We start from the raw sequence: 14,862 nt of genomic DNA on the forward strand, positions 1-14,862 counted from the left end.
CAATGAAGGCGAGCAACCCGGATGACTCTCATCGACCTCACGGCGCCGAAGACGATCCCGTCGCGGCTGCAGGCACTGCCCGTCGCGATCATCGGCGCCGGCCCGATCGGTCTCGCTGCCGCGGCGAACCTCGTCGAACGGGGCATCGACTTCGTGCTGCTCGAGGCCGGCGACCGCGTCGGCGCGAGCGTCGCGCAGTGGGGGCACACCCGACTCTTCTCGCCGTGGCGGCATCTCGTCGATCCCGCATCGCAGCGACTTCTCGCCGAGTCCGGCTGGGCGGCGCCGCCCTCAGCGTCGTTGCCGACGGGGGCCGAGCTCATCGAACGATTCCTGGCGCCGCTCGCAGCGTTGCCCGCGATCGCGCATCGCATCCGCCTCGGAGTCGAGGTCACCGACGTCACCCGAGAGGGCATGGACCGCACGCGCACCACCGGGCGCTCGCAAGCGCCGTTCCTGCTGCGCCTCCGCACGGTCGACGGAGTCGAGGAGCTCACCGCCCGCGCGGTCATCGATGCATCGGGCACGTATCGAACCCCCAACAGCCTCGGATCCTCTGGCCTCGACCCGCTCGGCATCGCCGACGTCGAAGGTCTGGTGAGTCACGCGCTGCCCGACGTGCTCGGCGCGGACCGTGCCCTGTACGCCGGCCGCCACACGATCGTCGTCGGTGCCGGGCATTCGGCCGCGAACACCCTGCTGCAGCTCGACGCCCTCGCCGAGCAGGAGCCCGGCACCCGCGTCACCTGGGCCATCCGCAACGCGACGGCCGCCCGGGTCACGACCTCTCCCGACGACGAACTGCCGGCGCGCGCTTCGATCGGTGCCCGGGTCGACGCCCTCGTCACGGCAGGGCGCATCGAGCTCGTCGATCGTTTCGAGATCGTGCGGCTCGGTCGGGGGTCGCGAGACGCGTCCGAGGAATCCGTCGCGGTCGTCACCGGCCGACGTGGCGACGGCCTCGAGACGATCACGGCCGACCGCATCGTGAATGCTACGGGGTTCCGGCCGAACCTCGAGATGCTCCGCGAGATCCGGCTCGAGCTCGACGACATCGTCGAGGCGCCCCGCCGCCTCGCCCCGCTCATCGATCCGAACGTGCACTCGTGCGGCACGGTCGAGCCGCATGGTTTCGGCGAACTCACCCAGCCCGAGCGCGACTTCTTCATCGTCGGCATGAAGAGCTACGGTCGCGCGCCGACCTTCCTCCTCGCGACCGGCTACGAGCAGGTGCGATCGGTGACGGCGTGGCTCGACGGCGACGAAGCAGCGGCTCGCGCCGTCGAGCTCGTGCTGCCGGCAACGGGGGTGTGCTCGACGAGCGCCGACACGCCGTCCGGCGGCTGCTGCGGCACGTCGGCATGCTGAGCGACGACCGGAACCACGCGCCCGGCGGAGTTCGAGATCACACGTCCCATTCATCCTGCTGTCGACCGAGAGTGAGCACCCCGTGACCCCGACCCCCACCGTTCTGTTCGTCTGCGTGCACAACGCCGGCCGCTCGCAGATGGCCGCCGGCTACCTGCGCGCGATCGCGGGCGATCGCGTCGAGGTGCGCTCGGCGGGCTCCGAGCCCGAAGACGAGATCAACCCGGTCGCCGTCGCCGCGATGGCCGAGGAGGGCATCGACATCGCGGGCACGACTCCGAAGATCCTCACCGTCGACGCCGTGCGCGAGTCCGACGTCGTGATCACGATGGGCTGCGGCGACGCCTGTCCGATCTTCCCGGGCAAGCGCTACGAAGACTGGGAGCTCGAAGACCCCGCCGGCAAGGACCTTGCGACCGTGCGGCGGGTCCGCGACGACATCCGCGCCCGCGTCGAGTCGCTCATCGCCGAGATCGCGCCTGCGGCATCGCCGAACGCGGGCGGCTGAGGCCGGCGCGATCCGCTCCCGACCTCCGAACGGCGCTCAGCCGACGAACCCGCGGAACGGGTCGTTCTCCTCGGCGCGCCGGGCCCGATCGGCCTCGGCGACCGCGACGCCCATGTCGAGATCCGCAAGCAGGTCGAGCACCCGGCCCTCGCGCTCGGCCTCGTAGGTCTCGTCGACCTCGATCCGGGGCCACTCGCTCCACTCGCGATCGAGTCGGGTCTCGATCGCGCCCGAGACCTCGCCCCACGCCTCTTCGCGCGCGCGCTCAGCGAAGGCCGTGAGGTATTCGGGATCGTTGCGGCGCACCCACAGCTCCTTCGCCACGGCGGCGTAGACCTGTTCACGGCGGCGGAGGTTCGCGGCATCCGCTCGCCGGTAATCGTGCTCGTGCGACGACCGGCCCTCGCGTCGCGCTGCGGCCGCGCGCGCCTCGGCCGTGTGCTCGGCGACCTCGTCGGCCTCCTGCACGAGCTCGTAGAGCACTTCGCGCGCGGCGGCGGCGGCGCGCTCGGGCGCGAAGGGCTCCTCGCCGCGAAGCGCCTCGACGATCATTCGGTTCCTCAGCGCCATGCGGCCGGCCGACTCGGCGACCAGCACGCCTTCGGTCAGCATCTGGTCGAACGTCGGCGCGGGAACCTCGGGCAGGGCGGAACGATCGAACGGCTCGAACCGTCGTCGCTTCCGCTTGCGCCTGGGCCAGAGGGCCATACCGGTCGACCTCCGAAGCTCGGTCTCCGCCCGCCGTGCGGCGGTCGGAAATCGAGCCTACCGCGGCCCTCCGTCGGCGTCAGCGGTCACGGCTAGCCTTCCGATATGCGCCGAAGTGATGCCGCGGAGCACGCCTGCAGTATCCGTCTCGATGAGGGCCCATGCCGAGAACCGGTCGAGACCGGCGCGCCCCTCGATCTCTGCACCCGACACCTGCTCGAGGCCTACGACTGGGTCGCCCGGGAGGCCGGCGTGACCGACCTGCTGCCGGGGCCCTGTCTGGCGTGCGGGTCGCGGGTCGGCGTGGTCTACCCGTCCGGGAGCATCTGCGCGGTGTGCGAGTGGCGGGTCGGCGACGTGCCCGACTTCGCGGTGGCCGACCCTCGTGTCGACGTCGTCTACTACCTCGGGTACCGCGCACAGATCAAGATCGGCACGTCGGGCAACCCGCGCGTGCGGGTCGCGAGCCTGCCGCACGACGAGGTGCTCGCGTTCGAACTCGGCGATCGCGCGCTCGAGCAGCGCCGGCATGCGCAGTTCGCGTCGCACCGATTCGCCGGCACCGAGTGGTTCGGCGTGCACGACGAACTGCTCGCGCACATCGCCGAGCTGCGTCTCGGGGTCGCCGACCCCTGGCAGCAGTACGACCGCTGGGTGAGCCGGCGACTGGCTGCCGGCTGCTGACTGCCGACTGTTGACTGCCGGCACGCGTCCTGCGCAGCCTCGAACCTGGGCAATGTAGGACCAATCCGTCTGTGTAGGACACGTTCGCCAACCCGCGTCCTACACAGACGCGAACGTCCTACGAACCGGGCTCGAAGCCGGCCACCCGCCCGTCGGCCGAGGCGTACTTCACGATCAGGCTCGCGTCTTTGCCGCCGAGCCCCTCGTCGATGAGCCGTTCGAACTGCTGGAGGGCGATGCGCGACGCCGACATCGGCAGCCCGGCGGCGTCGCCCGCGGCGACCGCGAACGAGAGGTCCTTCTGGGCGAGCACGGCCGAGAAGGTGGCGTCGTAGCCGCGGTTCGCGGGGCTCGTCGGCACGACGCCCGGCGACGGGTACCAGGTGCGCAGCGGCCACGACTCGCCCGACGAGACGGATGCCACCTCGAAGAACTTCGCCGGGTCGAGCCCGAGCCGCGCGGCGAGCTGCGACCCCTCGGCGACCCCGAGCAGCGAGACGAAGAGCATGAGGTTGTTGGCGAGCTTCGCGGCGATGCCCATCGTCGGTCCGCCGAGGTCGAAGACGTGCGCGGCGAGCGGCTCGACGAGCTGCGTGGCCTCGGAGACATCCGCCGCATCACCTCCGAGCATGAAGGTGAGGGTGGCCGCCTCGGCCCCCGCGATGCCGCCCGAGACCGGTGCATCGACGAAGCGGAAGCCGCGGTCGACGGATGCCTCGTGGCAGAACCTCGACGTCGCGACATCGACGGTCGAAGTGTCGAGCAGCAGTGCCGAACCGGGCGCCGTCGCCCAGACCCCGTCGTCATCGCCGTACACCGAGCGCACGTGCTCGCTGCGCGGCAGCGAGGTGAAGACGGCGTCGACGCCGCGCACCGCCGCTTCGATGGTTGCCACGACGTGCACTCCGCGCTCGGCGGCCGCCGTGCGTGCGGCGGGCACTGGGTCGACGCCTCGCACGAGATGCCCTGCCGCGACGAGGTTGCCCGCCATCGGCGCCCCCATGTGGCCCAACCCGATCCACGCGATGGTGGCCATGGTGCCTCCCGACGGTGTCGAAACGACGTGCGCTCTCACGTCAACGATACGGTCGGGACACGGCCCCGGCAACGACGGCGCCCCGCAGGTCAGACCATGCCCTCGGCGGTCTGCTCGAGCTGCGACTTCCGCCGGGTGCGCTGCGTCGCGAGCGCGGTGGCCGCAGCGCCGCACACGATGAAGATGGCGATCACCTCGGTGAGCGAGAACGTCTCCGAGAGCACGAGCCAACCGAACACGGCCGCGATCACGGGACCGAAGCTCGTGATGATCGCATAGACGCGCGGCGAGATGCGGCGCAGGATCCACGTGTCGAGGCTGTACGGCAGCGCCGACGACAGCACGCCGACCCCGAGCAGCAGTCCGACGACCGGCCAGTCGATGACCGCGGGGTCGAAGGTCGCCGTCGCGAACGGCACGAGCAGGGCGAGGCTGACGATGCTCGCGACGGTGAGGCCCTCGAGCCCGGGCAGCCCGTGCGCGACCTTGCGCGTGAGCAGGATGTAGCCGGCCCAGGCTGCCGCGGCGGTCAGGGCGAGCGTGACGCCCCACGGGTCGACGCCCGCGACATCCGATGCCCCCGGGCCGATCAGCAGCACCACGCCCGTGCCCGCGGCGAGCGCGCAGACCACGTCGAGCACGCGGCGCGAGCTCGCGAGCGCGATCGCGAGGGGGCCGAGGAACTCGATGGTCGCGGCGACACCGAGCCCCAGCAGGTGCACGGACTCGTAGAACGTGACGTTCATGACGGCGAGCACGACGCCGAGCGCGACCGCCGGCCAGAGCCGGCGCCAGGTGAGCTCGGCACGCCTCGGCCGGTAGAACGGCAGCACGACGATGACCATGACGAGTTGACGCACGGCCACGACGACGAACGAACCGACGACGGGAATCACGAGCCCGGCGAGCGAGGAGCCGAAGTTGATCGACACCTCGGTGCCGAGCTGCGTCGCCGCGCCCGCGAGACCCCGGCGGTTCGCCGAAGCATCCGTGGCCGCTGATGCGGGGGTCGTCTCGTCGGTCACGATACGACGATACGCGGCGTCGAGGGCTCCTCAGTATGCGATTGCGTGCGACGACGACTGAGCCTCACAGCACGATGTCGTCGGATGCCTCGAGCCGCCGCCATCCGGCGGCCCGAAGCGTGGGGGGCATCACGTCGGCCGCGACCAACTCGGGCATGACGAGAGCGGTGAGTGCCGCGACATCCGACACCGGCACCTGGAACGTGCGGAACGGCCCGAGCGGCGGGGCCTCGCCACGTGCCGGGGCGACGGTCTCGGCCGTGTCGACGAGCGGTGCCTGATCGACGACGAACGCCGTCGTCGCGAGCGCACCGCCGTCATTCCACGCGACGACCTTCCAGAACCTGAGGGGCACACGGATGCCCCGGTACGGCGGATCAGCGCCTGCGAGCACGGGTGCCGTGAACACGCTGAGCCGCAATCGGTAGGTCTCGGCGTGCGCGAGCACGTGGTCTTCGAGGCCGAGCCAGAGTTCTTTCGACTGGTTGAACCCCGAGGCCTGCGGGGCCGCGTTGGGGTAGCGGAAGGTCTCGGCGTTCGCCCGGGCCGCGATCTCGGGCGAACCCCACACGGGGTCGCGACGGCGCACGAGGTGGCCGCGGTCGAAGTCGTTGCGGGCGTAGATCGCGGGGCCCGCCTGCCAGTCGGCGGGAATGCGCTCGTCGAGCCGCCACTCGTCGCCGCGCGGCAGGTCGATGAGCGATGCCCCGTCGACGTTGACCCCCGTGACCCTGGCGAGTCGCCGCCCGGTGTCGAGCACGACGGCGAAGTGAAGGTACCCGAGCTCGACGGTCGACGCCGCATGCGCTTCGCCCACTCGCGGCATCGCCGCCCGAACCCCCAGGAACTGCGCGTCGAAGCTCATGCCACGAGTCGACCACAATCCGCCGACATGCGCGGCATCGCCGGCCCCGACGCAGCAACTCTCACCGGCGTTCGTTGTCGACCGCGCCCATAGGCCGATGTCACTGATCGACGTCAGGGCGTCGCCGTCGCCCGATCGCGAATCCGATCGTTGCACTCACGCCGATGAGCCCGATCGTGGCGACGGCGACCCCGATCAATCCGGTCTGTGTCAGCATGATCACCCCTGTCGGTGAGAACACCGAATCAGACATCGGCTGGTACGCGAACCATCCCTCCGAAACGGGCGGCCGAGTCGAGACACCGATGACCGCGACCCCACCGACCGCCAGCACGACGGAAACGATGAGCGTGGCGAGGAGGGCGGGATGGATCCGGCGCATCCCGTCACACTACCGATCACGCATCTCGCGACCCTGCGACCCTGCGACCCTGCGACGGGAGCTACCCGAACAGCCCGAGTTCGACCGCCGCCGCCCGTGCGAGCAGGAATCCGAGGATGCCGACGATCCATCCCGTGGTCTCCGCGGCGTTCTTCTCCATCCAGGCGCCGAGACGCGCAAGCGGCCGCTCCATCGCCCGGGCCGCGACGAGGCGCAGACCCAGCAGCACGAGCGCGGGCAGCACCATGACGATGCAGTACCCCACGAGCACGAGCAGCCGGGCGCCGGCGTCGAATTCCGAGGCCGAGAGCAGGCCGATGCCGACGAGGTAGGGCAGCATCGACGCGACCTCGACGGCGGCGGCGGCCACCGCGAGCCCCATGAGCGGCAGCAGGCTGCCCGCCTGCTCGCCGACGTCGGTGACCGCGCGTTCGCGCCAGCGGGCGAACCTGCCGGGCCCGCTGCGCTTGCGCTTGCCTCCGATGAAGAAGGAGCCGACGAGCAGCGCGGCACCGACGACGAGCTGTGCCCAGAGGAAACCGGGCGTCGCGGCGAGCGTCATGAGCTGCGGCAGCGCGGTGGCGGCGATGGTCAGCAGCACGATCCCGACCACGAGGTAGAAGCCCGCGACCGTCGCGAGGTAGATGAGGATGCGACCCGGCCTGAGCCTGCCGGGAGCGAGAAGCAGCCAGGTCGGGATGAGCAGGGTGCCGAAGCTCGTCGAGTCGACGAGCGCCAGCAGCGCGAGAGCGCCGAGCAGAGCGGGGCCGGTGAGGGCGGTCCCGCTCAGAAAGTCCAGATCCATCCGTCGAGCCTGACGGATGCCGCGCTTCGGGGAATCAACCGCGAGGAGGATATCGAACCGGTTGCCCGGCCGATCACGAACGGACATGGCGCCGTTGCAGCCGATGTCGAGCATGATCAGCTCAACCGCGACAGAATGCTCACATGGATCTGCTGCTCGCGGCCGTGATCGCGCTGCTCGCCATCGCCGCCGCGACGGCCGTTGCGCCGAAGATCGGCGTGGCCGCGCCGCTCCTGCTCGTGCTCGTCGGCCTCGGGGTCGGGCTGTTGCCGGCCGTGCCGTCGTTCGAGATCGACCCGGAATGGATCCTCGCCGGCGTCCTGCCGCCGCTCCTCTATTCGGCCGCCGTCTCGATGCCGACGATGGAGTTCCGCCGCGACTTCGGCGCGATCAACGGACTCTCGATCGTGCTCGTGGTCATCACCGCGGTGCTCCTCGGAATCCTGTTCGCGTGGCTCATCCCCGGGCTCGGCCTCGCATGGGGCATCGCCCTCGGCGCGATCGTCAGCCCGACCGATGCGGTGGCGACCTCGATCGTGAAACGTCTCGGGGTCACGCCACGGGTCGTATCGGTGCTCGAGGGCGAGAGCCTCCTGAACGACGCGAGCGCGCTCGTGCTGCTTCGGGCGGCGATCGCGGGCGCCGCGGCATCCGTCTCGCTCTGGGGCGTCGTCGGCTCGTTCCTGTACGCGATCCTCGTCGCGGCCGTGATCGGCGTCGCCGTCGGCTGGGTCAACCTGCGGGTGCGCTCGCGCATCGTCAACCCGACCGTCAACACGGTGGTCTCGTTCACGATGCCGTTCCTCGCCGCGATCCCGGCCGAGCACCTCGGGGCCTCGGGCCTCGTCGCCGCGGTGGTCGCGGGTCTCGTCACCGGCAACGGCGCGGCTCGATATCTCAGCCCGCAGCACCGATTGTCGGATGCGCAGAACTGGCGCACGGTCGAGCTCGTGCTCGAGGGCGCGGTGTTCCTCGTGATGGGGCTCGAACTCACGGCGATCGTCGCCGACGTCGAGGCCGAGCACGCCGGGGTCTGGTCGGCGATGGGACTCGCGGCGATCGCACTCGTGGCCACCGTGCTGATCCGCGCCGCGTTCGTGGCCCCGTTGCTCGCCCGCCTCAAGCGCCAGGCGAAACGGGCTGCCGCGATCAAGGGCGTGCTCGCCGATCGCGTCAGTGCCGATCCACCGCCCTTCGGTGCCGAACGGTCGGCTGCGACGGCCGAGCGCTTCCGCACGGCGTTGCGCCGACGGATCGCCGACGTCGACTACTTCCTCGCCCAGCCGCTCGGCTGGCGCGAGGGCACGATCGTGGTCTGGGCCGGAATGCGCGGTGTCGTGACGCTCGCCGCAGCGCAGACGCTGCCTGCCGAGACCCCGAGTCGCTCACTCCTCGTCTTCATCGCCTTCGTCGTCGCGGTCGGCTCGCTGCTCGTGCAGGGCGGCACGCTGCCGTGGCTCGTGCGCCGCATCATGCCGGCGCGCGACCCCGGCGAGAGCGCCGCCGAGCAGCGCGAACTGCGGCGCCTGCTGCGCGCCTCGGCGATGGACGAGATCGCAGACACCGACGACCCGGCGCTGCGCTCGCTCGCCATTCGCATGCGAGCCGCCTGGCAGGTCTCGTACGACGAGGGTGAGGGCGAGACGGATGTCGCGAGCGACACGGATGTCGCGAGCGACACGGATGTCGCAGGCGAGACGGCCGCCACACGCGACGCGGCAACCACGAGCGATCGCGTGCGCGGGCTCCGGCTGCGCATGATCGAGGCGGAACGCACGGCACTCCTCGACGCCCGCGACGACGGTCGATTCAGCGCCGCCGCGCTCAGTGCCGCGCTCGAGGATCTCGACGCCGAGCAGATCAGCATCGAATTGAAGGGCTCGGAGAACGCCTGAGCCCGGTGCCCGAGTCCGGTGCCCGAGTTCGGGCCGTCGCCGCGCCCGGACCGACGCCGCACCCGCTCGACCTACTCGAGTTCGCGCAACCGCGCCGCGACTCCGCCGCCCCGGTTCGTGCGGCGCTCTGAACCCACGGCGATCGCGAGCAACACGGCCCCCGCCGTCGCGAGCGTGATCCACCACGGCATCGCCCCGACGGCGCGATCGACCTGGGCCGAGAACACGACGATGTTCTCGATCGGCAGCACCGCGAGGCCGAGCAGGAACGGCGCAGCGAGCTTGCGCGACGAACCCACGAGGATCGCCACGAGTGCGAGCGCGATGACGAGGATCGGCCGGTACAGCTGGGGGTCCGTGCCGGTCGCGAGCACCGACGGCAGGAAGGTGAGCACGATGCCCGGAGCGAGCAGGCGCCAGCTGCCCCGGAACCCGATCGGCCACGAGTTCAACGAGGCCGCCGGCACAGCGACCCCCGCCGGCCGCATCGCGATCAGCCCTGCCGCGAGCACTGCGAGTCCGAGCGGAAGCGAGAACACCTCGACGCGAAGATCGCGCTCGCCCCACCCCGTGACCCCGGTCACCCATGCGAGCCCGTAGACGAACCAGAACGGAGGCAGCACCGGTCGTGCGCGTCGCGCGAGCGCGACGGTGACGAGGGCGAGCGCGAGGAGCAGCGCCATGAGCACCCAGAGCGACCAGATCGCGAACCATTCGCGCCGGATCGCCGTGATCGGCCCGGCCACGAGGAACACGAGCGCCGGCGCGAGGAGCCACCTCGTCTCGCGGATCCAGACGTCGAGGCGGCTCGCCGTGGTCGCCCCGTCGTGCAGCCACCACACCGAGACGACCGCGAGCAGCACCCCGGCGACGGTGATGCCGAGCACCGGCAGCATGACGAGATCGGCGTCGGCGATGGCGACCGCATCGCGCTCGAGCCCCCACCGCACCGCTTGGATCGGGGCGGCGGCCGCAGCGAGGAGCGCCCCGGCGAGCGCGGGCGCGCGAAGCATCCGAACGCCGGAATCGGTCGACGCGCGAGTCAGCGCACGACCCGACCCGAGCAGGACGACGGATGCAGCGATGAGCCCCGCCGTGCGCCACGGGAAGGCCCCCGGCTCGACCCCCCACGCCGCGAGCAGCACGAGCGACGGCACGAGTGCGCCGGCGAGCCCGGTCGCGGCGAGGGCGAGCCCGCGGCGCGCGCCTGGTGCCCCGAATGGAGCGCGGGCGGTGAGGATCGTGCCGATGAGCACCGCCGCGAGCGCGGGCGGCAGCGTGTACGGTTCGATCGTCTCGATGCCGAGCATCGCCCACACGCACCAGAGCGCTCCGGTCCAGCTCGCGGCGGCGAGCCACCAGCCGTACCGGCGACCGGCGACGATGCGGGTCGCCGCGAAACCGAGGCCGAGCACGACGAGCACGGCCATCGCCGTGCCGAGACCGGCGGCGTCGCGTACGAGTGCGAGCAGCACCGCGATCGCCGCGGTCACGAGCGATGAGATCTCGATCCAGAGTCGCACGGATGCCGCGGTGCCCGCGTGCTGGCCGCGGCCCGCGAGTGCCGCCTCGATCGCCGTCGTCGAGGGCAGCACGAGTGCGACGATCGCCGCGATGACCGGCAGCACGATCGGCGACCCGCTCACCTCGAGGAACTCGGAGCCGAGGCAGACGGCGACCACGGCGAGCGACGGCACGAGGATCGCCGCCGCCGCGGAGCGCACGATGCGATTCAGTCCCGGGCGCCTCGTGAGCACGAGTGCGAGCGCCAGCAGGAAGGTGACGCCGGTCGACAGCGCGGTCCAGCCGTTCGGTTCGCGCAGCACCGTGGCGACGCCGATGAGGAAGGGCACGGCCGTCACGACGAGGATCGCGTACCAGGAGCGGGCGTCGACACGGCGCACGAGGGTCGCGGCGAGCGCGCAGAGCGCTGCGGCGGTGGTCGTGAGGCAGAGCACCGCGATCGTCACGACCCCGAGACGATCGAGAGCGGTCGCGAAGATCGCGAGGGCGTACGCGTACGCCGCGCCGACGTGCACCACGCGTGCACCGGCCGGCAGCGGCCGCGCGACGACGAGGGTCGCGGCGACGATGCCGACGCCGACCAGCACGGTGATCGCCGGATCGATCCAACTGAGCAGGGCCGCGCCGAGAAGCACGATGTGGGCGAGCACGACGAACGGCGCGCGAACGCCCAGACGCGCCGCCGCGAACCTCGACTGCGGCAGGGCCACCGCGGCCGTGGCGAGCACGGCCACGGCGATGCCGACGACGGCGCCGCCGAGCGGTGTGAATGCGGGCCACCCCACGAACGCCGCGACGGCGAGCGCGCCGACCCAGAGCGCCGTGACGAGCACGCCGATGGGGAACGGAGATCGGTGTGCGGCCGGCTCGCGGCGGCGCGTGACGGCGGCGAGCGCGGCCAGGCCGAGCGCTGCAGCGAAGAGCCCCAGCACGGCGGCGAGCACGGCGGCGGCCGACTGGCCACCGCCCGGAACAACTGGAACCGACCCCGATGAACGGAACGGTGCGAGCCCGTCGACGAGGAAGGCGAGCACGACCGACCAGATGGTTCCGAACGCGGCGGCCACGGCGGGCAGCGCCACCGCGAGGCCCACGGTCAGCGCCCCGCCCTGCACGGCACGGGCGCCCGCGATGCCTCCGGGGCGAAGCACACCGGATGCCGCGATCGCCACCGCCCCGGCGAGGGGCATGAGGGTCGTGATCCACACCGGATCGAGGTTCGCCGGGGCGAGGGCCAGCACGACGGCGGCCGCTGTGCCGAGCGCCCCCGCGGCGAAGCCCCAGCTCCGCGGCATCCCGAACCTGCGCGCAACGGCGGCCGCCGCGGCCAGCAGCGCGAGCACCGCCGCGCGCATGAGCACCGTGCCCTGCGTTTCGGCGGAGGGCAGGAGCACGAGCTGGGCGAGCACGACGACGGTCGCGAGCAGTTGCAGTGTGGTGAGCGTCACCCGATCGGCGCGGAGCGCTGCGGCGAATCGCTTCGCTGCGACCCGCACGAGCTGCTGCGCCCCCAGCACGACGGCGATCATGCCGAGGTGACCCCACGCCGTGCCCCAGCCGCCGAGGGCGTACCCGAGGAACGCGGGCACGAGGGTGAGGCCGACGAGCGCCGTCCACCACCACGTGCGGATGCGCGCACGCCACGCGACCGCGAGCATGGCGCCCGCCGCGATGGCGGTGCCGAGCGCCGCGAACGCCCAAGCACTCACGGCGGCGGGAGCGATCTCGGAGAACGCCCAGACGTCGAGGGCGAGGAAGACCATGCCGAGCGCACCGATCGCCTCGGCCGAGAACTGCACGCCGCGGCGTTGCAGCATCCACGCGCCGGCGAGGAAGAGCGCGGTCACGACGGCGATGACGCTCGTGCGCACGCCGAATCCGACGTCGGGATTCAGGAAGGTGAAGACGATCGCGGCGACCGCGAAGAGACCCGCTCCGGCGACCGCGAGCACCGACTGCACGCTCAGTTGCGAGGTCGCGGGCGCGGCAACGGGGCGCGACGCGGCATCCGTTCGTGCCGGGCTCTGCACCGGGCCCTGCGGCGGGCTCTGCACCGGTCTCTGCTGCGCCCCGCTCCCTGCGGATGCGCCGGCAGGCGCACCACTCGTCACGGTCGGCAGCGCCGCGATCAGGCCGGCGCGCTCGCGCATCGCCTCGGCGGCGCGCTGCGAGGCATTCCACACCTCATGCCCCGCGGCACCGCGCAGATCGGCACCGCACCCTGGGCAGATCGCGCCATTGCCGAGCTCAGCGTCGCATCGGGGACAGTTCGTCGAGGCGAGCAGATAGCGTGCGGCCTGCTCGTTCCATGCGCTCACCATTGGCGAAGTCTATTGACGGCACCGACGCGGCATCCGCGAATCACGAGCCGGCGCCGGGGTCGAGCGCGACCTGCCGCGTTGCGCGACGCCGGCCGTTGCTGCGTTCACGCACGAGGTTGTGCAAGAAGGCAGCGTGCAACGCAGGAATCTTGACGTTTCTTTGCAACGCGGCCGAGGTATGTGAAACTCTCCCGTGGCCCGCCGGCAATCCGGCCAGGCCGAGCCGAAAGGGACATCCGGATGCACCGCTCTGAACCAGCTCGCGACGCGAACGTCGACCGCTCCCCCGCCGAAGAGCGCGACCCCGCGACCCGCATGCACTCCACCTCCGACGAGACCTCGCACATCGTCGACCTCGTGCTCGCGTACTCGCGCCGTCGCCTCCTCTCCGACGACACCCCGCTCGACAAGCCCGAGACCGAGCCCGAGTTGCGCCGCCTCGCCGGCCGCACGATCGACGAACGGGGCATCGGCGCAGCCCGGGCGCTCGCGTTGTTCGAGCACGTGCTCGCCCCGTCGTGCATCACGACCGATCACCCGCAGTACCTCTCGTTCATTCCGACCGCGCCGACGAAGGCCGCGACGGCGTTCGACCTCGTGGTCTCGGCGAGCGCGCTCTACGGCGGCTCCTGGCTCGAGGGTGCCGGCGCCGTCTACGCCGAGAATGAAGTGCTCGCCTGGCTCGGCCATGAGTTCGGCCTGCCCGCCGGTTCGGGCGGTGTCTTCGTGCAGGGCGGCACCCTCGGCAACCTGTCGGCGCTCGTCGCGGCGCGCGAGCATGCGCGACACCGGCTGAGCGATGGCAGAGCGGATGCAGCCGTGCCCGCGCCGCCCGGCGGCCGCTGGAAGATCGTGTGCAGCGGCGAGGCGCACTCCTCGATCGCGTCGGCCGCCCGCGTGATGGACGTCGACGTGGTGCCCGTCACCCCGGCAGGCGACGGCATGCTGCGGGGCGACGACGTGCGCGGCGCGCTCGAGGAGCACGGAGCATCCGTCTTCGCCGTCGTCGCGACCGCCGGCTCGACGAACTTCGGCATCGTCGACGACCTCGCCTCGATCGCCGCCCTGAAGGCCGACTACGACTTCTGGTTCCACGTCGACGGCGCCTACGGGCTCGCCGGCATGCTCTCCCCGCTCGCGCGGCACCGCTTCGCGGGCGTCGAGCACGCCGATTCGGTGATCGTCGACCCGCACAAGTGGCTCTTCGCGCCCTTCGACGCGTGCGCGCTCATCTACCGCGACCCCGAGCAGGGGCGCCGCGCGCACACCCAGCATGCCGAGTACCTCGACACGCTCACCGACGGCGGCGACTGGAGCCCGTCGGACTACGCCGCGCACCTCACGCGGCGCGCACGCGGTCTGCCGCTCTGGTTCTCGCTCGCGAGCTACGGCGGCAGCACCTATCGCGAGGCGATCTCGAGCTCGATCGAGCTCGCACAGCAGATCGCCGGCGAGATCGAGCGCCGCGAAGGGCTCAGCCTCGTGCGGTCGCCGCAGCTCTCTGTCGTGGTCTTCGAGCGTGACGGGTGGTCGAAGGCCGACTACGAGGCATGGTCGACACGGCTGCTCGACGAGCAGCGGGCGTTCGTGACCCCGAGCTCGCACGACGGCCGGCCGAACACGCGCTTCGCGATCGTGAATCCCAACACCACGTTCGAGCACCTCGTGGCGATCCTCGACACGATGTAGTTCTTGACGAAACGCCAACATTGAACTTTTCGGTTCAGTGTTCTATACTGAA

12 protein-coding genes are annotated in these 14,862 nt (G+C 71.5%); 5 read left to right on the plus strand and 7 right to left on the minus strand.

Annotation, left to right across the window (positions count from 1 at the left end):
- Positions 1-21: 21 nt before the first annotated feature.
- Positions 22-1,368, plus strand: coding sequence for an FAD-dependent oxidoreductase (locus FHG54_RS01485; protein WP_139415578.1), 1,347 nt, complete (start codon positions 22-24; stop codon positions 1,366-1,368).
- An 82-nt stretch (positions 1,369-1,450) separates the two neighbouring features.
- Positions 1,451-1,876 (plus strand): arsenate reductase ArsC, encoded by a 426-nt coding sequence (locus FHG54_RS01490; RefSeq protein ID WP_139415579.1) that lies wholly within the window; start codon positions 1,451-1,453, stop codon positions 1,874-1,876.
- A gap of 36 nt (positions 1,877-1,912) precedes the next feature.
- Here FHG54_RS01490 and FHG54_RS01495 read toward each other — a convergent pair whose 3' ends face one another.
- Positions 1,913-2,584: a hypothetical protein gene (locus FHG54_RS01495; protein ID WP_139415580.1), complete on the minus strand. Its 672-nt coding sequence runs from the start codon at positions 2,582-2,584 to the stop codon at positions 1,913-1,915.
- A gap of 105 nt (positions 2,585-2,689) precedes the next feature.
- Between FHG54_RS01495 and FHG54_RS01500 the strand changes: the two genes are divergently transcribed.
- Entirely contained in the window at positions 2,690-3,268 is a 579-nt protein-coding gene (locus tag FHG54_RS01500; protein ID WP_232331297.1) for a GIY-YIG nuclease family protein, read from the plus strand.
- 118 nt (positions 3,269-3,386) lie between these two features.
- On the opposite strand, the gene FHG54_RS01505 is transcribed toward FHG54_RS01500, so the two are convergent.
- The 5 genes from FHG54_RS01505 to FHG54_RS01525 form a co-directional block, all read right to left on the minus strand.
- Entirely contained in the window at positions 3,387-4,304 is a 918-nt protein-coding gene (locus FHG54_RS01505; RefSeq protein ID WP_139415581.1) for an NAD(P)-dependent oxidoreductase, read from the minus strand.
- An 89-nt stretch (positions 4,305-4,393) separates the two neighbouring features.
- The gene (locus FHG54_RS01510; RefSeq protein ID WP_139415582.1) at positions 4,394-5,329 is read right to left on the minus strand and encodes an EamA family transporter; all 936 of its coding nucleotides are present in this window, start codon (positions 5,327-5,329) and stop codon (positions 4,394-4,396) included.
- 64 nt (positions 5,330-5,393) lie between these two features.
- Positions 5,394-6,194, minus strand: coding sequence for a DNA/RNA non-specific endonuclease (locus FHG54_RS01515; protein WP_139415583.1), 801 nt, complete (start codon positions 6,192-6,194; stop codon positions 5,394-5,396).
- 100 nt (positions 6,195-6,294) lie between these two features.
- The gene (locus tag FHG54_RS01520) at positions 6,295-6,576 is read right to left on the minus strand and encodes a hypothetical protein (RefSeq protein ID WP_139415584.1); all 282 of its coding nucleotides are present in this window, start codon (positions 6,574-6,576) and stop codon (positions 6,295-6,297) included.
- A gap of 61 nt (positions 6,577-6,637) precedes the next feature.
- Positions 6,638-7,381, minus strand: coding sequence for a GAP family protein (locus tag FHG54_RS01525; protein WP_139415585.1), 744 nt, complete (start codon positions 7,379-7,381; stop codon positions 6,638-6,640).
- Positions 7,382-7,524: 143 nt separating this feature from the next.
- Between FHG54_RS01525 and FHG54_RS01530 the strand changes: the two genes are divergently transcribed.
- Positions 7,525-9,276: a cation:proton antiporter gene (locus FHG54_RS01530; protein WP_139415586.1), complete on the plus strand. Its 1,752-nt coding sequence runs from the start codon at positions 7,525-7,527 to the stop codon at positions 9,274-9,276.
- Between the two features lie 71 nt (positions 9,277-9,347).
- Here the strand turns inward: FHG54_RS01530 and FHG54_RS01535 are convergent, their stop codons facing one another.
- A complete protein-coding gene (locus FHG54_RS01535; RefSeq protein WP_139415587.1) occupies positions 9,348-13,121 on the minus strand; it encodes an SCO7613 C-terminal domain-containing membrane protein in 3,774 nt (1,257 codons plus the stop codon).
- 315 nt (positions 13,122-13,436) lie between these two features.
- On the opposite strand from FHG54_RS01535, the gene FHG54_RS01540 reads away from it, so the two are divergent.
- Positions 13,437-14,810, plus strand: a complete 1,374-nt coding sequence (locus FHG54_RS01540; RefSeq protein ID WP_233437925.1) for a pyridoxal phosphate-dependent decarboxylase family protein — start codon at positions 13,437-13,439, stop codon at positions 14,808-14,810.
- Positions 14,811-14,862 lie beyond the last annotated feature (52 nt).

Source organism: Agromyces laixinhei (genome assembly GCF_006337065.1).
Classification (GTDB): domain Bacteria; phylum Actinomycetota; class Actinomycetes; order Actinomycetales; family Microbacteriaceae; genus Agromyces; species Agromyces laixinhei.